Below are 14,522 nucleotides of genomic sequence, written 5' to 3' on the forward strand. Positions count from 1 at the left end.
TCAGCTTTCATCATATGATTTATTATGAGATGTGATGGAGGAGTGTTTATGGAGAATGAAAAGCAAATGAATTCCTCTGATTTTCTTGAAATAGATGATTGGCTGAGTGTATTAATGGACGATCCTTTTGCATGGTATGACGAACAGCTCCCAATAGATCTTTACGAAACGAGCCGTGATTATATTATTGAGATCGACCTCTCCACCCTATCGATCACTGATTTAAAACTGACCTTTTCCGGATGTGAGCTCATCCTCGCTTATTTGATTGATGAAAGAGAACAGCCGATTGAAAAAAGTGTCATGCTCCCTTTTTATTTGAATGACAAAGACATTGATACAGATTACGAAAACAGAATCATATCAATCAAAATCAAAAAGGAAGCCCATCGTCAAGACGGAGCATTTTCCTTTCAAATGCCACACTTCAAACATTAAGAGCCCGCCTGTATACAGGCGGGCTCTCTTCCGTTCGTTTCAAGTCAATACCTTGTGCGAACCACCATGGCCAAATAGTAGAGTCGCTATACAATAATGTATTCCTTTTCTACTAAATGGTTTGGGTCATTCTAGTAAATGGGCGCCTCTTGATCAAAAAAGGCGTTTATAGAAAAAAACACATACATTTTTGTTATTTTCTTCTACCTTCCCTTCATGTAAAATAGAATAGAGAGAAGGGATATAGGGAGTGAGAACATGTTAAGCGGCTGGTTTTTGTGGTTCATTTTATTTTGGGGTACAGTGATGATTGGATTACTAGCAATCGGTGGCTTTTTTATGTTTCGCAAGTTTTTAAAACGATTGCCGAAAGAAGACGGGAAATCAGAGCTTGATTGGCAGGATGAATATATTCAAAAGAGCCTGCACCTATGGCGCGATGAAGACAAACAGCTATTAAATGAGCTAGTATTACCGGTTCCAGAGTTGTTTAGAGATGTCGCCAAAGAAAAAATCGCCGGTAAAATTGGCGAACTGGCACTAAAAGAACAAGCGGCCAGCATTAATTTAGACTTAATCATTCGCGGCTATATTATCGCTACACCGAAGCGGGATCATAAATTTCTACTAAAGCGCCTTCAAGAAAAAAAGATCGACCATTCACCATATGAATCTTTATTAAAATAACCTCCTTTTTAAAAAGGAGGTTTAATTTATTTGGGCCTGCTGCAGATCTAATTGTTTAGACATCTTTCTAAACGACAAATACATCGCAACCCGCCATGGGACAATCATGCCAAAGGCTAGAATCCAAAACATCCCGCTGAGCGCACCATAATCAATGGAAGAGCTTAAAATCGTCTTCATTCCGATACGAAGGACAAGAAGGCCAATGAGAATAAACACAAATGCTTTTGAACGTTTCAAATAGATTTCATTGCCTCTAATTTCAAATTTCGATGTTTTAATTAAAAAGATAGAGAAAAACATCCCTACAGTAATCGCCTCTAAAAATTCAGCTCCAGTTACTTGAAACATTGGCACAAAAAACATCAGTGCACCAGTGCTCATAAAGATAGGAGGTAATATAATTTTTTTCGCGGTTGCAGGTTTTGCAGATGATTTAATGCGAATAAACATGACGGCTACCGCCATACATACCGCCACTATAGAAGAAATTATGATCATCATATCAAATCATTCCTTTATTCTTTAAGGTCAGTCTATGTATAATATACTCCAATTGACGAAAAAAAACCATTCGCCGCGACTGTAGAAAACGATTTCAAAAACCCGTAAATCCTCCAAATAATGATGAGAACATAATAATGATCCATGTCAGAAGATCAAAGAACAGCAAGATCCCTACTACGATCATAATAATCCCGCCAGTTTTCATGATGAGCTGCTGACGCTTTCTGATCCAAGCCATTTTTGTGATGAAAAAGGAAAGAACAAAAAACGGGATAGCAAAACCTAATACATACGCAATCATATAGGTCACAGCGGACTCTGGCTTGTTGCTGGCAAGTGTGATGACGGCTGATAAAATCGGGCCGGTACATGGTGTCCAACCAGCAGCAAAACCCATTCCGATGAGAATCGATCCAAAAAAACCGGCTGGACGATTTTTAAACTGCAACCTCTTTTCTCCCATTAAAAAAGAAGGCTGAAATACACCAAGAATCATAAAGCCAAAGAAAATAATGAGAATGGCACCAATTTGACGAATCGCATCTTGATATTCAATGAAAAACTTCCCAACAAACGATGTCCCAAATCCAATGGCAATAAAAATGAGAGAGAACCCAATTAAAAAGAATAATGTATGAAGAAGACTTCTTCTTCTCAGCATCACCTTCTCAGATTTCACTTCATCTATACTAACGCCCGTAATATAGGATAAAAAGGCTGGATAAAGTGGCAGACAGCACGGTGAGATAAAAGATAGAAACCCTGCTCCAAACGCTAAAAAGTAATTCAAATCTGACAAAAGAACACCCCCTTCTTACAATATACAATAAGAGATGACAAATTCATTTCATTTTTTTTACATCATCTCAATAAAGATGGTCTAATCTCTTAAAACCTTATATAATTTAATTTGACATCAAGATACCAAACCCTTTAAATTTGAAAATAAACCTTAAAATGGATATAATAGAATCGATTCTTTTTATCAAGATTTGCATGAAAGGAACATGACTTTGGTAAAAACATCATTATTAACTCAAATTGAAGAAAAAAGAGAAGAGCTGATGAAAGTTGTCTTGCATAATGGGATGACATCAACAGTGACCATCGAACATAGCCAGCAGCTAGATCATCTCCTCTTACAATATCAACGACACTTACACTCAAACTCAGCCAACTAATGATATCTCAAGATAGAAACAAATGCCGCACGATTTTAGAAAAGTTGATATGTGTGACAATAAAAGAAACGAAAACCTCTGCTCACAGTGGTTTTTTGTTTTGTCTTTAACGAACGGTTCACGGCAAAATAAAAACCACTTTCCCTGCTTTATTCATGCAAGTACAGTGGTTTTATGCGTCTGATGAAGGTGACTTCAATAAAGAAAGGACATCGCTTGTCCAATCTTTAGGGACCATGTTCCATCTATGATCATAATAACGTACGTATTATTTCGCTTGGTTGTTCATGGCTTTCATCATTTGATTGATTTTCTTTTGGGACGGTTTCATGCCCATTTGCATCATCATCATTCGAAGCATTTGTTCATTAATTGGTGGATTCTTTTTCAAGTAGCTCATCATATACTTACGAGCAATAAAGAATCCGAGTGCAACTCCTGCAAGCAGTGCAACAACGCCTACAAGGATGACAACCCATAAATCCATAATTCTTCCTCCTTCATGTTGTCTCGTATAAAGTGTACTAAACAAAAGGCTATTATACAACATTTCACGTTCAATTTTATTTTTTTAAACAAAATTCCTCACTTTTACCGGATTGAGCCACCCGTGCTTCTTTGATCCAAAGTCCATAGCCAGGAAACAAGGACTAATTTTTCTGAGTACTTCAAAAAACACCGCTTCTGCCTCATAACTGCCTGTGGCAGACATTTGAATGTAACGGTCTTTTATAATGAATGCGGCTGTGCCTTTTCCATCTGGCAGCGATGCACTGTATATTGAGCCTATTTGTGTATAGTGAATGTTGGTTAAATTGTTCATTAAACGCTGGTGCATATGAAAAGCAGGGATTCGTTTCGTTACATAATCTACTTGCTTAACAAGCATGACTAATTCGTCATCACTGCGGTTCGTCCAGTGTAACGATTCAAACAAATGAAACAAGATAGATTCTCTACCAAAATAATGATGAGCAAACTCATCCTCAATCCAATAAATATAATAATGGCGTTCCATGTCTATCCCTTCCTTTCACATTTCGTCAATCTCGCTTATTGCTTGTATTATACAAAAATGTGAAAGAAAGAATTGTCTATATATGAAGCAAGAAGAAACTAGTTTTGTCAAAAAAACAAGAAAAAAGAAAAAAGTTTGCAGAGCATAGTGAAAAGCTCTGCAAACCGACTGCAAAAAAGCATGATGCTTGGAGACTGATTATTTATTCAGCTTTGCTTTTACGCGGCTCACCACGTTGCTGACAGTGAAACCGTATTTTTCAATAATGGTTTCGCCTGGTGCAGAAGCGCCAAATTTATCAATCGCAATCACATCGCCATCAAGGCCAGTGTAACGTTCCCAGCCAAGTGAAGCACCCATTTCGATTGCAACACGTGCTCTCACTGCTTTAGGAAGAACGGACTCTTTGTATTCATCTGACTGCTCATCAAAGCGATCCCATGCAGGTAAGCTTACGACAGAAACGCGAATGCCTTCTTTTTCAAGTGCTTTTTGCGCTTCAATGGCTAAACCTACTTCAGATCCTGAAGCAAGTAGAAGAGCTTCTGGCTGTGCATCAGCTGCTTCAACGACGACATATCCACCTTTTTCTACTCCTTCATACGCCTTCTCTGGTGCTTGATCAATCGTTGGAAGGTTTTGACGAGTAAGAACAAGCGCTGTCGGTTTATTCGTTGAAGATACAGCAATTTTCCATGCTGCAGCTGTTTCGTTTCCATCAGCTGGACGAATAACAGAAAGGTTAGGCATCGCACGTAATGAAGCGAGCTGTTCAACTGGCTCATGCGTTGGTCCATCTTCCCCAACCGCAATGCTGTCATGCGTAAATACATAAGTGACAGGAAGTCCCATTAATGCAGCAAGACGAATGGCAGGTCTTAAGTAGTCTGAGAAAACAAAGAATGTTCCGCCGAATACACGAAGTCCACCGTGAAGTGCCATACCGTTTAATGCTGCACCCATTGCGAATTCTCTCACACCAAACCAAATGTTTCTGCCAGCATAATTCTCTCTGCCAAAGTCATTTGTATCTTTGATTGTTGTTTTATTTGATCCAGCAAGGTCAGCAGACCCACCAATAAAGAATGGTACTTGTTTTGCAATGCCATTTAATACTTCTCCAGAAGAAGCACGAGAGGCAAGGCTTGAACCTGCTTCATAAACAGGAACCTCTTGATCCCAATTCTCAGGAAGTTTTCCTTCAATCGCAAGCTTCAGCTGAGCTGCTAGTTCTGGATATTCTTTTTCATATTGCTCAAACAGTTCATTCCACGCTGCTTCTTTTTTCTGTCCAGCGTCTTTAACAGCTGTTTTGAAATGATCGTACACTTCAGAAGGTACATGGAAATCTTCTTCAAACGTCCAAGAATAAGCTTCCTTCGTTAGCTTCGCTTCCTCACTGCCAAGCGGTGCACCGTGCACCCCAGACGTTCCCGCACGGTTTGGAGATCCGAAACCGATTGTCGTCTTCACTTCAATAAGTGTAGGTTTGTCTGTACTTTGTTTGGCTTTTTCAATGGCAGCCGTCACTTCTTCAATGTTATTGCCGTCTTTTACATAAAGAACTTCCCAATTCATCGCTTCAAAACGATTCTTCACATTTTCAGAGAAAGAACGATCGAGGTCGCCATCTAAAGAAATGTCGTTTGAATCATAAAGAACAATTAAACGGCCTAAGCCTAAATGACCAGCAAGTGAAGCAGCTTCAGAGGAAATGCCCTCCATTAAGTCTCCATCTCCGCAAATGCTGTATGTATAGTGATCCACAACATTAAAGTTGTCTTTGTTATACGTTTCTGCAAGATGTCTTTCTGCAAGTGCCATTCCTACAGCCATCGCAATTCCTTGTCCTAAAGGACCTGTTGTCGCATCTACGCCCTCTGTATGTCCAAACTCAGGATGTCCAGGTGTTTTGCTTCCCCATTGGCGGAATTGTTTTAAATCTTCGATGCTCAGATTGTATCCGCTTAAATGAAGCATGCTATATAAAAGCATAGAGCCATGTCCCGCAGATAACACAAAACGGTCTCTGTTAAACCAATTTGGATTTTGCGGACTTACGTTTAAGTGATTCGTCCATAAAGCGTACGCCATTGGTGCAGCGCCCATCGGCATTCCAGGGTGACCGGAATTCGCTTTTTCAATTGCGTCTATGGAGAGAGTACGTATTGTTGCAATAGATTTCAATTCAATCGTTTCCATATAAATCCCCTTCCGTATCTTGTGTACACCATTATCATAAATCTACTGTCCTTTTTTCACAACTATTTCACGCCGAAAAAGAAGGATTTTGTCACATTTAGTTTATCGATCACCTAAAAACTTATACAAATATGAAAAAAGATGAGAATATTCCTCCCATCTTTTCAAAAATCAAGAAATGATGACCTTTAGTGAAGATTCTGGTCTCTTTCTCTTTTTAATTTTTCTGGTGTGACATCGTTTCCTTCTGGATCGACGATTTTCACGGTTTTGAGTGTATTTTTCATAGAAGAACGAAAAGCCTTTAAATATTCCTCTCTTAATTGCTTCTGTTCTGTTTTCTCAGCGTCCGACAAACCGGCCTCTTTCGACTTTTTTGAAAGCTCATTGATTCTTGCAAGCTGTTCTTTAGAAATCATGACAAACTCCTTTAAAACATTTTCTCTACATACTACTAAATATCAGTCATTTTTACAACAAATCACGCTTTAAGTCGCAAGCCCTTTTTCATATTCTTGGTACCTTCTATGGACGGTTGCTTTTGAAATGTCAAAACCAAGTGCCTGCAATGTCACTGCAATTTCAGCGAATGTCATGTTATTTTTTCTTAATCGAACAATTTCAGAAATCGGTACTTCAATACGTTCGCGGCCATGCGCCTGTTCTTGGTGTTTTAAATTCAGTTCGGGTTGATACCCTCGCTCAACAGCTTTTTTCATCCCACGCTTAATTTTTAAATTATGAATTTTCCGCTGATACTCTTCTACAACGCCTACAATTTCAATGACCATTTCGTCTGCTTCTGAAAGCTCAAGCTCTCCTCTATGAAATACGCTGTACACCTTGACTTTCTCTTTAAACAGACAATGAAGAAGAGCGATTTTCGCCTGCCCTCTTCCAAGGCGTGTCTCATCTTGAATGAGAACAGCATCGATTTCTTCCTCTTTCAGCGTAGCCAGCATGTCAAAAACACCGTCACGATCAAGGTCGTATCCACTCGCTTTTTCTTTAATCACTTTGACTACATTCATCTTGTGCGCTGCAGCTAAAGCAAGCAGTTCTTCTTCTTGTCTTTTAAGCGAGGTTTCTTGCTCTTCTTTGGCAGTACTTACTCTCGCATAAATGATTGCATTCATGTCTTCAATCGACCTTTCTACTGTACTGTTGCAAGTTGATATACGACTGGATGCTCTTTTTTAACTGGAATGACAAGGATATCTCCCGGCTGGATGTCAGTTGAAGCGAGATCATTGTGTTCAGTTACCCAGTCAATAAAAGCATTTTTATCGATTGATTTACTGTCGTTTACTTGATCAGCTAATCCCCAAAGAGTATCACCTGATTGAACCTCTATTTTAACATATTGATTTGGATCATTATGGCTAGTGACTGCAATAAGTGAGAGAAATATGCCAACGATGAATGAGAATAGCCCAATAAAAATAATAGATTCCTTTAACCTCATAATGTCATCTCTCCTAACAGAATGTGTGTTCGTTGTTTCTGACACTCATTATAAATACGAACAAACGTTTCTGTCAAACGTTTTTTTCGAACCTATGTTTGTACTGTTAGGAAAAACATGCTATAATTTCTTTAAAATTGACGTTTTGAGGTGCAAAAGATGACGAAGCTATCAAAAAGACAACTCGATATCCTGAAATTCATAAAAGAAGAAGTAAAAAGCAAGGGTTATCCCCCATCCGTTCGTGAAATTGGCGAAGCTGTCGGTCTAGCATCAAGTTCAACTGTCCATGGACATTTAGCTAGACTAGAAACGAAAGGTTTAATTAGAAGAGACCCAACGAAACCTAGAGCGATCGAAGTACTAGATGAAGAGGAAATGAATATTCCAAAGAGCGCTGTAATGAATGTTCCAGTCATCGGAAAAGTCACAGCAGGCTTGCCTATCACGGCTGTTGAGAATGTAGAAGAATATTTCCCACTTCCAGAAACTTTTGCAGCGCCAGATGAACAAGTATTTATGCTTGAAATTATGGGAGAAAGTATGATCGATGCAGGTATTTTGGACAAAGACTACGTCATTGTGCGTCAGCAAAGCACTGCCAACAATGGAGATATTGTGGTGGCTATGACAGAAGAAGATGAAGCAACAGTGAAACGTTTTTATAAGGAAGATACACACTTTAGATTACAGCCCGAGAATCCATCAATGGAACCGATTATTTTACAGAATGTGAGTATACTAGGTAAAGTGATTGGCGTATTTAGAAATATTCATTAAAAAAAGCCGGTATTTCATCAACGTTTGATGAGAGCCGGCTTTTTCTTTTATGAACAAGAATATGCAAGAATACTAGAGCTTGGGAACGAGCCAAATGTAAAGTTCGGCCATATGAAACCCGTTGTACGGCCAAAAGGCTGCGAGGAAAGAACATACATGAGAAATACTTGACCGTTTCTAAGGAACACAATGGTCCACCTTCTATTACATCCAGCTGCAAATTGAACCGTTTGCTGGCTTCCGCCTACACTCTGCCCTGCAATGAACGGCTGCATACTTTGAGGCTGAGAGACTGCTTGTTGATATTGCGAGATGATATGCTGCGGCGGGGCTGGCGGGACCGATTGTCCTCCTGCACCTTGCCCTTGCCCAGTCCCTCCGAATGGCAATCCGGGAAATCCTCCAACTTGAGAAATAGGAAACGCCGGCATGCTTTGTACCTGCCGATCGTACAAGTACCCATTCCACGTACCTTCATATGGATTATACATACTAAACACCACTTTCTTAGACATTCATCACGACAGTATATGTCATACATAAAAAAAGAGTGTTGAGGAGACAAATAGAAATCTTTCCAAAAGACGTTTTATTCTTCTTTAGAACGGTTAAATACTAATGAGGAAGAAAAAAATAAAAAAATGAAAACTTTTTGTCTCCCTCAAACGTTATATAGATAGAAAGAAAAGAAATAAAAAACATTTAGATTTAATACTTGTAATATCTCTGTAACTATTGTAACATTTGTAACATAAGAAGTTTTCATTGAGAAAAGGAGGCAATCGCCTTGAAAAAATTATTTGTTTTATTAACCGCTATTATGCTTATGATCTCATTACAAACAACAACACTGGCCGCTTCCAAAAAATCAGCCGCTTTGACAAATAAAGAAGCGTTACATATTGCCCTTGATGCAAGAGAACACTTTTGGAGTGCTATGTCAGGCTACAACATTAAAGAGCATTCAGATTACAAATTAAAATCATTTACTTATAAAGACATGACTTACAACTACCTGTCTAACACATTTGATACAAAGAAAAAACTAAACAGCTATCTATCTCAAGTGTTCACAAAAGATGCCATTACTCACGGTTTAAAAGACTATCAGTTCATCGTTCATAAAGGAAAAATGGCTGTGCCAGTTGGTGACGGAGACAATATGCTTAATTGGGATAAGGCAACACCTAAACTCGTCTCTAAGAAAAATACAATCCGCACATACGAATTCACAGTACCAACACTTGATGGACGCAAAGTAAAACGTACTGTCACTTTCGAGAAAGTACAAAACGAGTGGAAAGTAACAAAAATTGACGCTGTGATCTAAATAAAAAACCAGGCCTAGTAAGCGGCCTGGTTTTTTATATTGGTGAAAATTCAGTCATACGATCTAAAGCGTGAGCAAGTGATGAAGCCGTTTGAAATTCATTAAAAGGAAGTCCAAGCTGTACAGCCGTTTGAGCAATTTCTGGTCTAATACCTGAAATGGTCGTATCAACCCCGATTAACCGAAGTGACGTGACAAGATCAAAGATTTGATGTGCTACCATCGTATCAATGATGACGACACCCGATAAATCAATACATAAATGTTGAACACCTTTTTGCGAACACTGTTTTAATGTATTTTCTAAGATAATCTTTGCTCGCGCAGTGTCAATATCTCCAACTAAAGGCAATAAGGCAACATGACTTTTTAACACAATGACTGGGGAACTCAGCTCATAAATCATGTCTCTTTGTGCAACGAGTTTTTTGGTGGTATTTTTCACATATTGCTGAATAAAGACATGAATTGAAATGTTAAATGCCTCAGATATCAAATCATACCAATAAAATATTCGGTCAATGTCAATATCACCTTGATGCTGTTTTATAAACTCTTTTAAGTAATGAAGAACCACTCTTTGATTGGACATATACTCTCTCACGACGTAATCTAATGGCGTGTTCAAGTGCTTCGGATCACTTGCTAAGTCTTCAGACCATTTTTTAAATTTCGTATGTAAATACGTCTTGTCTTCAATAAGTGCGCGGATAAAATGCTGATAATAATCTTGATTTTGCCGTTTTAGCTCTGCTATGATGCTGGAATCTGTTGAACGATAAATGGATTCTGGATCATCATCCTCAATTGATTCAAACCATGTTTCAGTCAGTTTCTCTGCATGTTGCATGAAAAAATCGTATAATGCACGGTTCTTTTCCATAAGCATATGTCCCTTCACATTTTCTACTTGTCAGTCTTTGTACCTGATGGATTGATTGTACCACTGAATCTTTTGTACCTGCTAGCTCGAATACGCTCCTGTTGAACAAAAAAAGCCCCCTCAAGGAGCCTCTTGTCTATGTTTATTTGACAATAAATAAAATTCGTTTCCCGTCAGGATACCCGCTGATTTGATGCCCGACCCATGAACCAGCGCCTCTATTATCTGATGGACTGACATATTGAACGCTCGCCCCCTTTCCTCCTTCAAGACACACTGCCATCGGCCATTCATCCCGGTCAAAACCAGGTTTTGTGGGAATTCCTTTTAATGATTCTTGTCTGCGGGCATCTGCCCCATTTCGGTCAATGGTACACACATCTGAGTGCCCTTTTCGAATAGCTTCTTGAATATGACTGCCTGTTTCAGGATACCGTTCCTTAGGAAATTGAATCACATGATCATAACGATCTGCCCCTTTTGCGGAACGATCCTCTCCAAAACCACCTAATAACGCACCCATCCAAATGACAAAACAAAGAACGACAGCAGCGATCCAGCCTTTTCTCATCTTCAAAAGCTCGTGACCTCCTCATACTTTTGATGAAATGATGTTGACTTGAAGGAAATGAGTCATTTTTAATGTATGAGTGGCTGAGTGATGACATGTGAAAAACATGAGCTGAATCTTCCTAGATACTGATCCATAAGAAAAAACGAATGATCTCTTCATCATTCGCCTTGTTCTAATTAAGATATTTCATCTACTCTATATAATGTTTCGTTTTGTGAAGACATCTCGGACGGCATCCCCTCTTCAGCTGATGAGGATCGTTTATATTCTTCAGATGAGATGACTGTACCATGTGATTTAATCCAGCTAACCAATTTGCTGTTAGCTGATGACTGATTGTCTGGTAATAAAAAGTATTTCACCTTTCCTTGTTGAATAAGTGCTTTTAATTTGTTGACAGTCAAAATAGGATCTGTCCCATTAAAACCACCTAATGCCATGACATTCTCATCTTCATCAATGATATATGGCGCTGCGGTAACAGTCGTAAGCGTTGCAAATAAATACGTTTCACCTGTTTGATGCGCCTTTAAATAAGTGAGTAAGCCTTGATCGACACTAGATGTAAACATGTTCCCTCCTCGTGAACTAGCCAGCTGTACACCTGCTTCTGGAAGAACAGCATTTCCACCATATATGATTGGGGTGGCGGACCAAAAACCTGGAAACAGTAACAGCGTTGTCAAAGCAGTGATGAGCAGTCGTTTCATGATCAATTGTTTTTCTCTGTACATCAGCAATAGGATAGCGATACTTGTTCCCGCAATCGCAATGGCATACATCCAAATACTACTGATTTGAGTCGTATAGTTACTCAAAATATACCCTTGGAAGATGGCTGTAACAGCGATTGCTGCTGGAAGCAAATACGCAGATACTCCTTTGTTTGCCTTAAATAACTCTCCCATCTTCTTAGCTCCTATGCCGCATAGTGCTGCAATAGGCGGGGCAAGCATAATGAGATAGTAATGGTGAAAGAAACCCGCAATACTAAAGAATCCGGCAGCAGGAATCAGCCATGCTGTCCAAAACATCGTTTGTTTCCATTCATTTAATTGAGCTTTTCTCTCCTTCCACCAACTGATGATCATCCCTAAAAGCCCAAACAAAGCAAACGGCAGCATCCAGCTGATTTGACCTGACAATGCAGATTGAAATAAACGAAATACGCCGGGATTCCCCGTGCCATACATATTCATACTTTGTTGACCTACAGCACTTCCAGGCGGAGAACCACCATCTGGACCATGTTGAGGTGGCATCATTTGATTTTGGGATGGAGGCGGCTGATTTCTGTTTGACTGATCCTCTGACGAATCGCCTAATCCAGAATTGTCTGGCATCACCATACCTGCTTGCTGGTTCATGTCTCCAAAGGATTTCCCTGTCGTCTGACCAAGCAGCCGTTCCGTGCCGTTATAACCAAAGGCAAGTTCTAACACTGAATTTGTTTGGCTGCTTCCCACATAAGGGCGCTCACTTTCAGCTGTCATATCTACAGCAACTGCCCACGATAGAGATAAGCAGACTAATACGACGATCGAGCATAAGAGAGAGAAAATTTTCTTTTTTAACGGTACGCGAGCAGCAATGAAATAGTAGAAAATAAATGCCGGAACGACCATAAAAGCTTGCAGCATCTTCATATTAAATCCTACCGCTACCAAAGCGAAGGCAATAAGAAGCCAGCGCAACTTCCCTCTTTTTACAGCACGCATCAAGAAATACGTACCCGCAAGTAATGTGAAGACGAGCATACTGTCGATATTGTTCGTTCTGCTCACAGCTGCGGCAATTGGTGTGAGAGCCATAACGGCCGCTGACACCCTTGCAGCACCTTGACCGAAAGCTGGTTTTATCATGAGATAAAGAAGAAGAACAGACCCCACTCCAGCAAGTGCCTGCGGCAATATAACACTCCATGTATGAAAGCCAAAAATAAGTGCACTGATGGTTTGAATCCATAAAACGACGGGTGGTTTATCAATTGATACGAATCCAGCTGCATCAAATGAGGCATAAAAAAAGTGATGGAAGCTTTTGGACATACTTTTGACTGCAGCTAAATAATATTGATTGGCACTGTCATTCTGCCAAATTTGATAAGTGTAGAGAAAAGCTGCAATCAATAAAATCAACAACAATATCATATCTATTTTTTTATTTTTCACTCATATCTCTTCTTTCTTTTTCATTTATTTCATTCAGCATAGCTTTTAAATATGAAATAGTGATGAACAAAAAAAGAAACTTTTCTGCAATTGACGATAAAAAAAGCCTGTCCCCTGTAAAGGAAACAAGCTGAATGCCCTATTTTTTATTGCGCCTTCGCATAGTTGATAAATTCAACAAAAGCAGCAGTCGCTTTTGGTCCGCCGTTGATCGTTCCGTTTGAATAACCCGCATTATGGACCCCGACGATTTGTTGGTTCTGATCTAGCATCGCAGAGCCAGAGTTTCCGCTAAATGTATCGATCGTATAGTATGCGAGATTCGTATCTTCTCTCGTGACTGGACCTGACATTTCCCATTGTGACACTTTGCCAGTCGACCTCATTTTATCACCTGGATATCCAGAAATTTTAATCGTTGTACCTGTTAGATTTGTCACTTGACGAATAGAGCGATAGCCGACCGTATTTCCAATGTTCGTATCTGTTTTAATGACGGCAAAATCATATTGACTCGCCCCCGTGTTGATATATCCGCTTGGTACATAGAATTCGGTCATGTTTGCTGAGCCGTTCACGGCCGTGCTGTCATTCATGCCTGGGTAGACAGACCCTTTTGCACTATAGCTTCTTGTGGCTGTATTGTAGACGCAGTGTCCGTTTGTCAATATTTTGTTTGGAGCAATGAGTGTTCCTGTGCAGCTAGATCCACCAAATGTAATATAGGCAATAGAATTATAGGGTGCTACTCTTGTATTCGTCACTTTTGTTCTACCATCGTCTCCAATGACTACTTTTGTTTGAAAGTCTTTTAAATATTTTGTGAGTGGTTTTACTTTTTCGCCAATAGTAGAAGAGAGATCATCCACTTTGTCAAAGGATGAGGGGGTTTTCATATCGTTGTGGAAGTCAGCTGAAGAAATCACCTTTCCGTCAGAAGTCACCATGTCATAATCAGACGTAAGTACTGAATCAGATGCTGCATGGGCAAAACTAGGCACACTTAAAGCACCAAAAACGAGTAGAGAAGGGATTAATTTTTTCACCTTTTTCATCATATTCCTCCTTTATGTCCTATATCAAAAATGATACGATTGTTTCATATTGGAGTAAATGAGAGAATATTCTTATTTTTTACAAAATATTTCATTTGTAAATTAGGTGTTTCGTATCTTCCAAATATTTATTCTAGCGATCTCTCTATGAAAAAAGAAAAACCGCCAATTTGGCGGTTTCAGATTGTTGACAAAGGGCTAAAATGAACTTTATTTTAGCCCTTTGTCTTC

Annotated in this window: 18 protein-coding genes; 5 read left to right on the forward strand and 13 right to left on the reverse strand. The window is 39.3% G+C overall.

Annotation, left to right across the window (positions count from 1 at the left end):
- The first annotated feature begins 48 nt into the window (after positions 1–48).
- Both FBF75_RS00535 and FBF75_RS00540 read left to right on the forward strand, forming a co-directional pair.
- Positions 49–438, forward strand: coding sequence for an Hsp20/alpha crystallin family protein (locus tag FBF75_RS00535; RefSeq protein ID WP_136944334.1), 390 nt, complete (start codon positions 49–51; stop codon positions 436–438).
- Between the two features lie 258 nt (positions 439–696).
- A complete protein-coding gene (locus tag FBF75_RS00540) occupies positions 697–1,125 on the forward strand; it encodes a DUF2621 domain-containing protein (protein WP_007499335.1) in 429 nt (142 codons plus the stop codon).
- A gap of 21 nt (positions 1,126–1,146) precedes the next feature.
- Here the strand turns inward: FBF75_RS00540 and FBF75_RS00545 are convergent, their stop codons facing one another.
- Both FBF75_RS00545 and FBF75_RS00550 read right to left on the reverse strand, forming a co-directional pair.
- Complete coding sequence (locus FBF75_RS00545; protein WP_007499337.1) at positions 1,147–1,629, reverse strand: CcdC family protein; 483 nt, start codon at positions 1,627–1,629, stop codon at positions 1,147–1,149.
- A gap of 94 nt (positions 1,630–1,723) precedes the next feature.
- Positions 1,724–2,431, reverse strand: coding sequence for a cytochrome c biogenesis CcdA family protein (locus FBF75_RS00550; protein WP_008343813.1), 708 nt, complete (start codon positions 2,429–2,431; stop codon positions 1,724–1,726).
- A gap of 208 nt (positions 2,432–2,639) precedes the next feature.
- Between FBF75_RS00550 and FBF75_RS00555 the strand changes: the two genes are divergently transcribed.
- Positions 2,640–2,813 (forward strand): aspartyl-phosphate phosphatase Spo0E family protein, encoded by a 174-nt coding sequence (locus tag FBF75_RS00555; protein ID WP_369810454.1) that lies wholly within the window; start codon positions 2,640–2,642, stop codon positions 2,811–2,813.
- Between the two features lie 268 nt (positions 2,814–3,081).
- Here the strand turns inward: FBF75_RS00555 and FBF75_RS00560 are convergent, their stop codons facing one another.
- The 6 genes from FBF75_RS00560 to yneA form a co-directional block, all read right to left on the reverse strand.
- On the reverse strand, positions 3,082–3,300 hold the full coding sequence (locus FBF75_RS00560) for a YneF family protein (RefSeq protein ID WP_003212379.1): 219 nt from the start codon (positions 3,298–3,300) through the stop codon (positions 3,082–3,084).
- Between the two features lie 84 nt (positions 3,301–3,384).
- Entirely contained in the window at positions 3,385–3,831 is a 447-nt protein-coding gene (gene sirA, locus FBF75_RS00565) for a sporulation inhibitor of replication protein SirA (RefSeq protein WP_007499339.1), read from the reverse strand.
- A gap of 198 nt (positions 3,832–4,029) precedes the next feature.
- Positions 4,030–6,033, reverse strand: coding sequence for a transketolase (gene tkt / locus FBF75_RS00570; RefSeq protein WP_136944335.1), 2,004 nt, complete (start codon positions 6,031–6,033; stop codon positions 4,030–4,032).
- Between the two features lie 188 nt (positions 6,034–6,221).
- On the reverse strand, positions 6,222–6,452 hold the full coding sequence (locus FBF75_RS00575; RefSeq protein WP_008343816.1) for a DUF896 domain-containing protein: 231 nt from the start codon (positions 6,450–6,452) through the stop codon (positions 6,222–6,224).
- Between the two features lie 69 nt (positions 6,453–6,521).
- On the reverse strand, positions 6,522–7,169 hold the full coding sequence (locus tag FBF75_RS00580; RefSeq protein WP_136944336.1) for a YneB family resolvase-like protein: 648 nt from the start codon (positions 7,167–7,169) through the stop codon (positions 6,522–6,524).
- Positions 7,170–7,186: 17 nt separating this feature from the next.
- Complete coding sequence (gene yneA, locus FBF75_RS00585; RefSeq protein WP_007499348.1) at positions 7,187–7,498, reverse strand: cell division suppressor protein YneA; 312 nt, start codon at positions 7,496–7,498, stop codon at positions 7,187–7,189.
- Between the two features lie 159 nt (positions 7,499–7,657).
- Between yneA and lexA the strand changes: the two genes are divergently transcribed.
- A complete protein-coding gene (gene lexA, locus FBF75_RS00590; protein WP_007499350.1) occupies positions 7,658–8,278 on the forward strand; it encodes a transcriptional repressor LexA in 621 nt (206 codons plus the stop codon).
- Positions 8,279–8,325: 47 nt separating this feature from the next.
- Here lexA and FBF75_RS00595 read toward each other — a convergent pair whose 3' ends face one another.
- A complete protein-coding gene (locus FBF75_RS00595; protein WP_098680461.1) occupies positions 8,326–8,769 on the reverse strand; it encodes a hypothetical protein in 444 nt (147 codons plus the stop codon).
- 296 nt (positions 8,770–9,065) lie between these two features.
- Here FBF75_RS00595 and FBF75_RS00600 point away from each other — a divergent pair, with 296 nt between their 5' ends.
- Positions 9,066–9,608 (forward strand): IseA DL-endopeptidase inhibitor family protein, encoded by a 543-nt coding sequence (locus FBF75_RS00600; protein WP_098680462.1) that lies wholly within the window; start codon positions 9,066–9,068, stop codon positions 9,606–9,608.
- 34 nt (positions 9,609–9,642) lie between these two features.
- On the opposite strand, the gene FBF75_RS00605 is transcribed toward FBF75_RS00600, so the two are convergent.
- The 4 genes from FBF75_RS00605 to FBF75_RS00620 all read right to left on the reverse strand — a co-directional run bounded on the left by FBF75_RS00605 (position 9,643) and on the right by FBF75_RS00620 (position 14,291).
- On the reverse strand, positions 9,643–10,491 hold the full coding sequence (locus FBF75_RS00605; protein WP_136944337.1) for an STAS domain-containing protein: 849 nt from the start codon (positions 10,489–10,491) through the stop codon (positions 9,643–9,645).
- 142 nt (positions 10,492–10,633) lie between these two features.
- Positions 10,634–11,014: a NucA/NucB deoxyribonuclease domain-containing protein gene (locus FBF75_RS00610; protein ID WP_224559893.1), complete on the reverse strand. Its 381-nt coding sequence runs from the start codon at positions 11,012–11,014 to the stop codon at positions 10,634–10,636.
- A gap of 227 nt (positions 11,015–11,241) precedes the next feature.
- Entirely contained in the window at positions 11,242–13,236 is a 1,995-nt protein-coding gene (locus FBF75_RS00615) for a glycosyltransferase family 39 protein (protein WP_136944338.1), read from the reverse strand.
- Between the two features lie 146 nt (positions 13,237–13,382).
- Positions 13,383–14,291, reverse strand: a complete 909-nt coding sequence (locus FBF75_RS00620) for a trypsin-like serine peptidase (protein ID WP_008343827.1) — start codon at positions 14,289–14,291, stop codon at positions 13,383–13,385.
- Positions 14,292–14,522 lie beyond the last annotated feature (231 nt).

Source organism: Bacillus sp. S2(2019), from assembly GCF_005144805.1.
Lineage (GTDB): Bacteria > Bacillota > Bacilli > Bacillales > Bacillaceae > Bacillus > Bacillus altitudinis.

Coding starts and splice junctions, on each gene's coding strand:
- FBF75_RS00605 (WP_136944337.1), bottom strand. CDS start 10,491: ATGGAAAAGAACCGTGCATTATACGATTTTTTCATGCAACATGCAGAG.
- FBF75_RS00575 (WP_008343816.1), bottom strand. CDS start 6,452: ATGATTTCTAAAGAACAGCTTGCAAGAATCAATGAGCTTTCAAAAAAG.
- FBF75_RS00535 (WP_136944334.1), top strand. CDS start 49: ATGGAGAATGAAAAGCAAATGAATTCCTCTGATTTTCTTGAAATAGAT.
- lexA (WP_007499350.1), top strand. CDS start 7,658: ATGACGAAGCTATCAAAAAGACAACTCGATATCCTGAAATTCATAAAA.
- FBF75_RS00620 (WP_008343827.1), bottom strand. CDS start 14,291: ATGAAAAAGGTGAAAAAATTAATCCCTTCTCTACTCGTTTTTGGTGCT.
- FBF75_RS00580 (WP_136944336.1), bottom strand. CDS start 7,169: ATGAATGCAATCATTTATGCGAGAGTAAGTACTGCCAAAGAAGAGCAA.
- tkt (WP_136944335.1), bottom strand. CDS start 6,033: ATGGAAACGATTGAATTGAAATCTATTGCAACAATACGTACTCTCTCC.
- FBF75_RS00555 (WP_369810454.1), top strand. CDS start 2,640: ATGACTTTGGTAAAAACATCATTATTAACTCAAATTGAAGAAAAAAGA.
- FBF75_RS00610 (WP_224559893.1), bottom strand. CDS start 11,014: ATGGGTGCGTTATTAGGTGGTTTTGGAGAGGATCGTTCCGCAAAAGGG.
- FBF75_RS00595 (WP_098680461.1), bottom strand. CDS start 8,769: ATGTATAATCCATATGAAGGTACGTGGAATGGGTACTTGTACGATCGG.
- FBF75_RS00560 (WP_003212379.1), bottom strand. CDS start 3,300: ATGGATTTATGGGTTGTCATCCTTGTAGGCGTTGTTGCACTGCTTGCA.
- yneA (WP_007499348.1), bottom strand. CDS start 7,498: ATGAGGTTAAAGGAATCTATTATTTTTATTGGGCTATTCTCATTCATC.
- FBF75_RS00540 (WP_007499335.1), top strand. CDS start 697: ATGTTAAGCGGCTGGTTTTTGTGGTTCATTTTATTTTGGGGTACAGTG.
- sirA (WP_007499339.1), bottom strand. CDS start 3,831: ATGGAACGCCATTATTATATTTATTGGATTGAGGATGAGTTTGCTCAT.
- FBF75_RS00545 (WP_007499337.1), bottom strand. CDS start 1,629: ATGATGATCATAATTTCTTCTATAGTGGCGGTATGTATGGCGGTAGCC.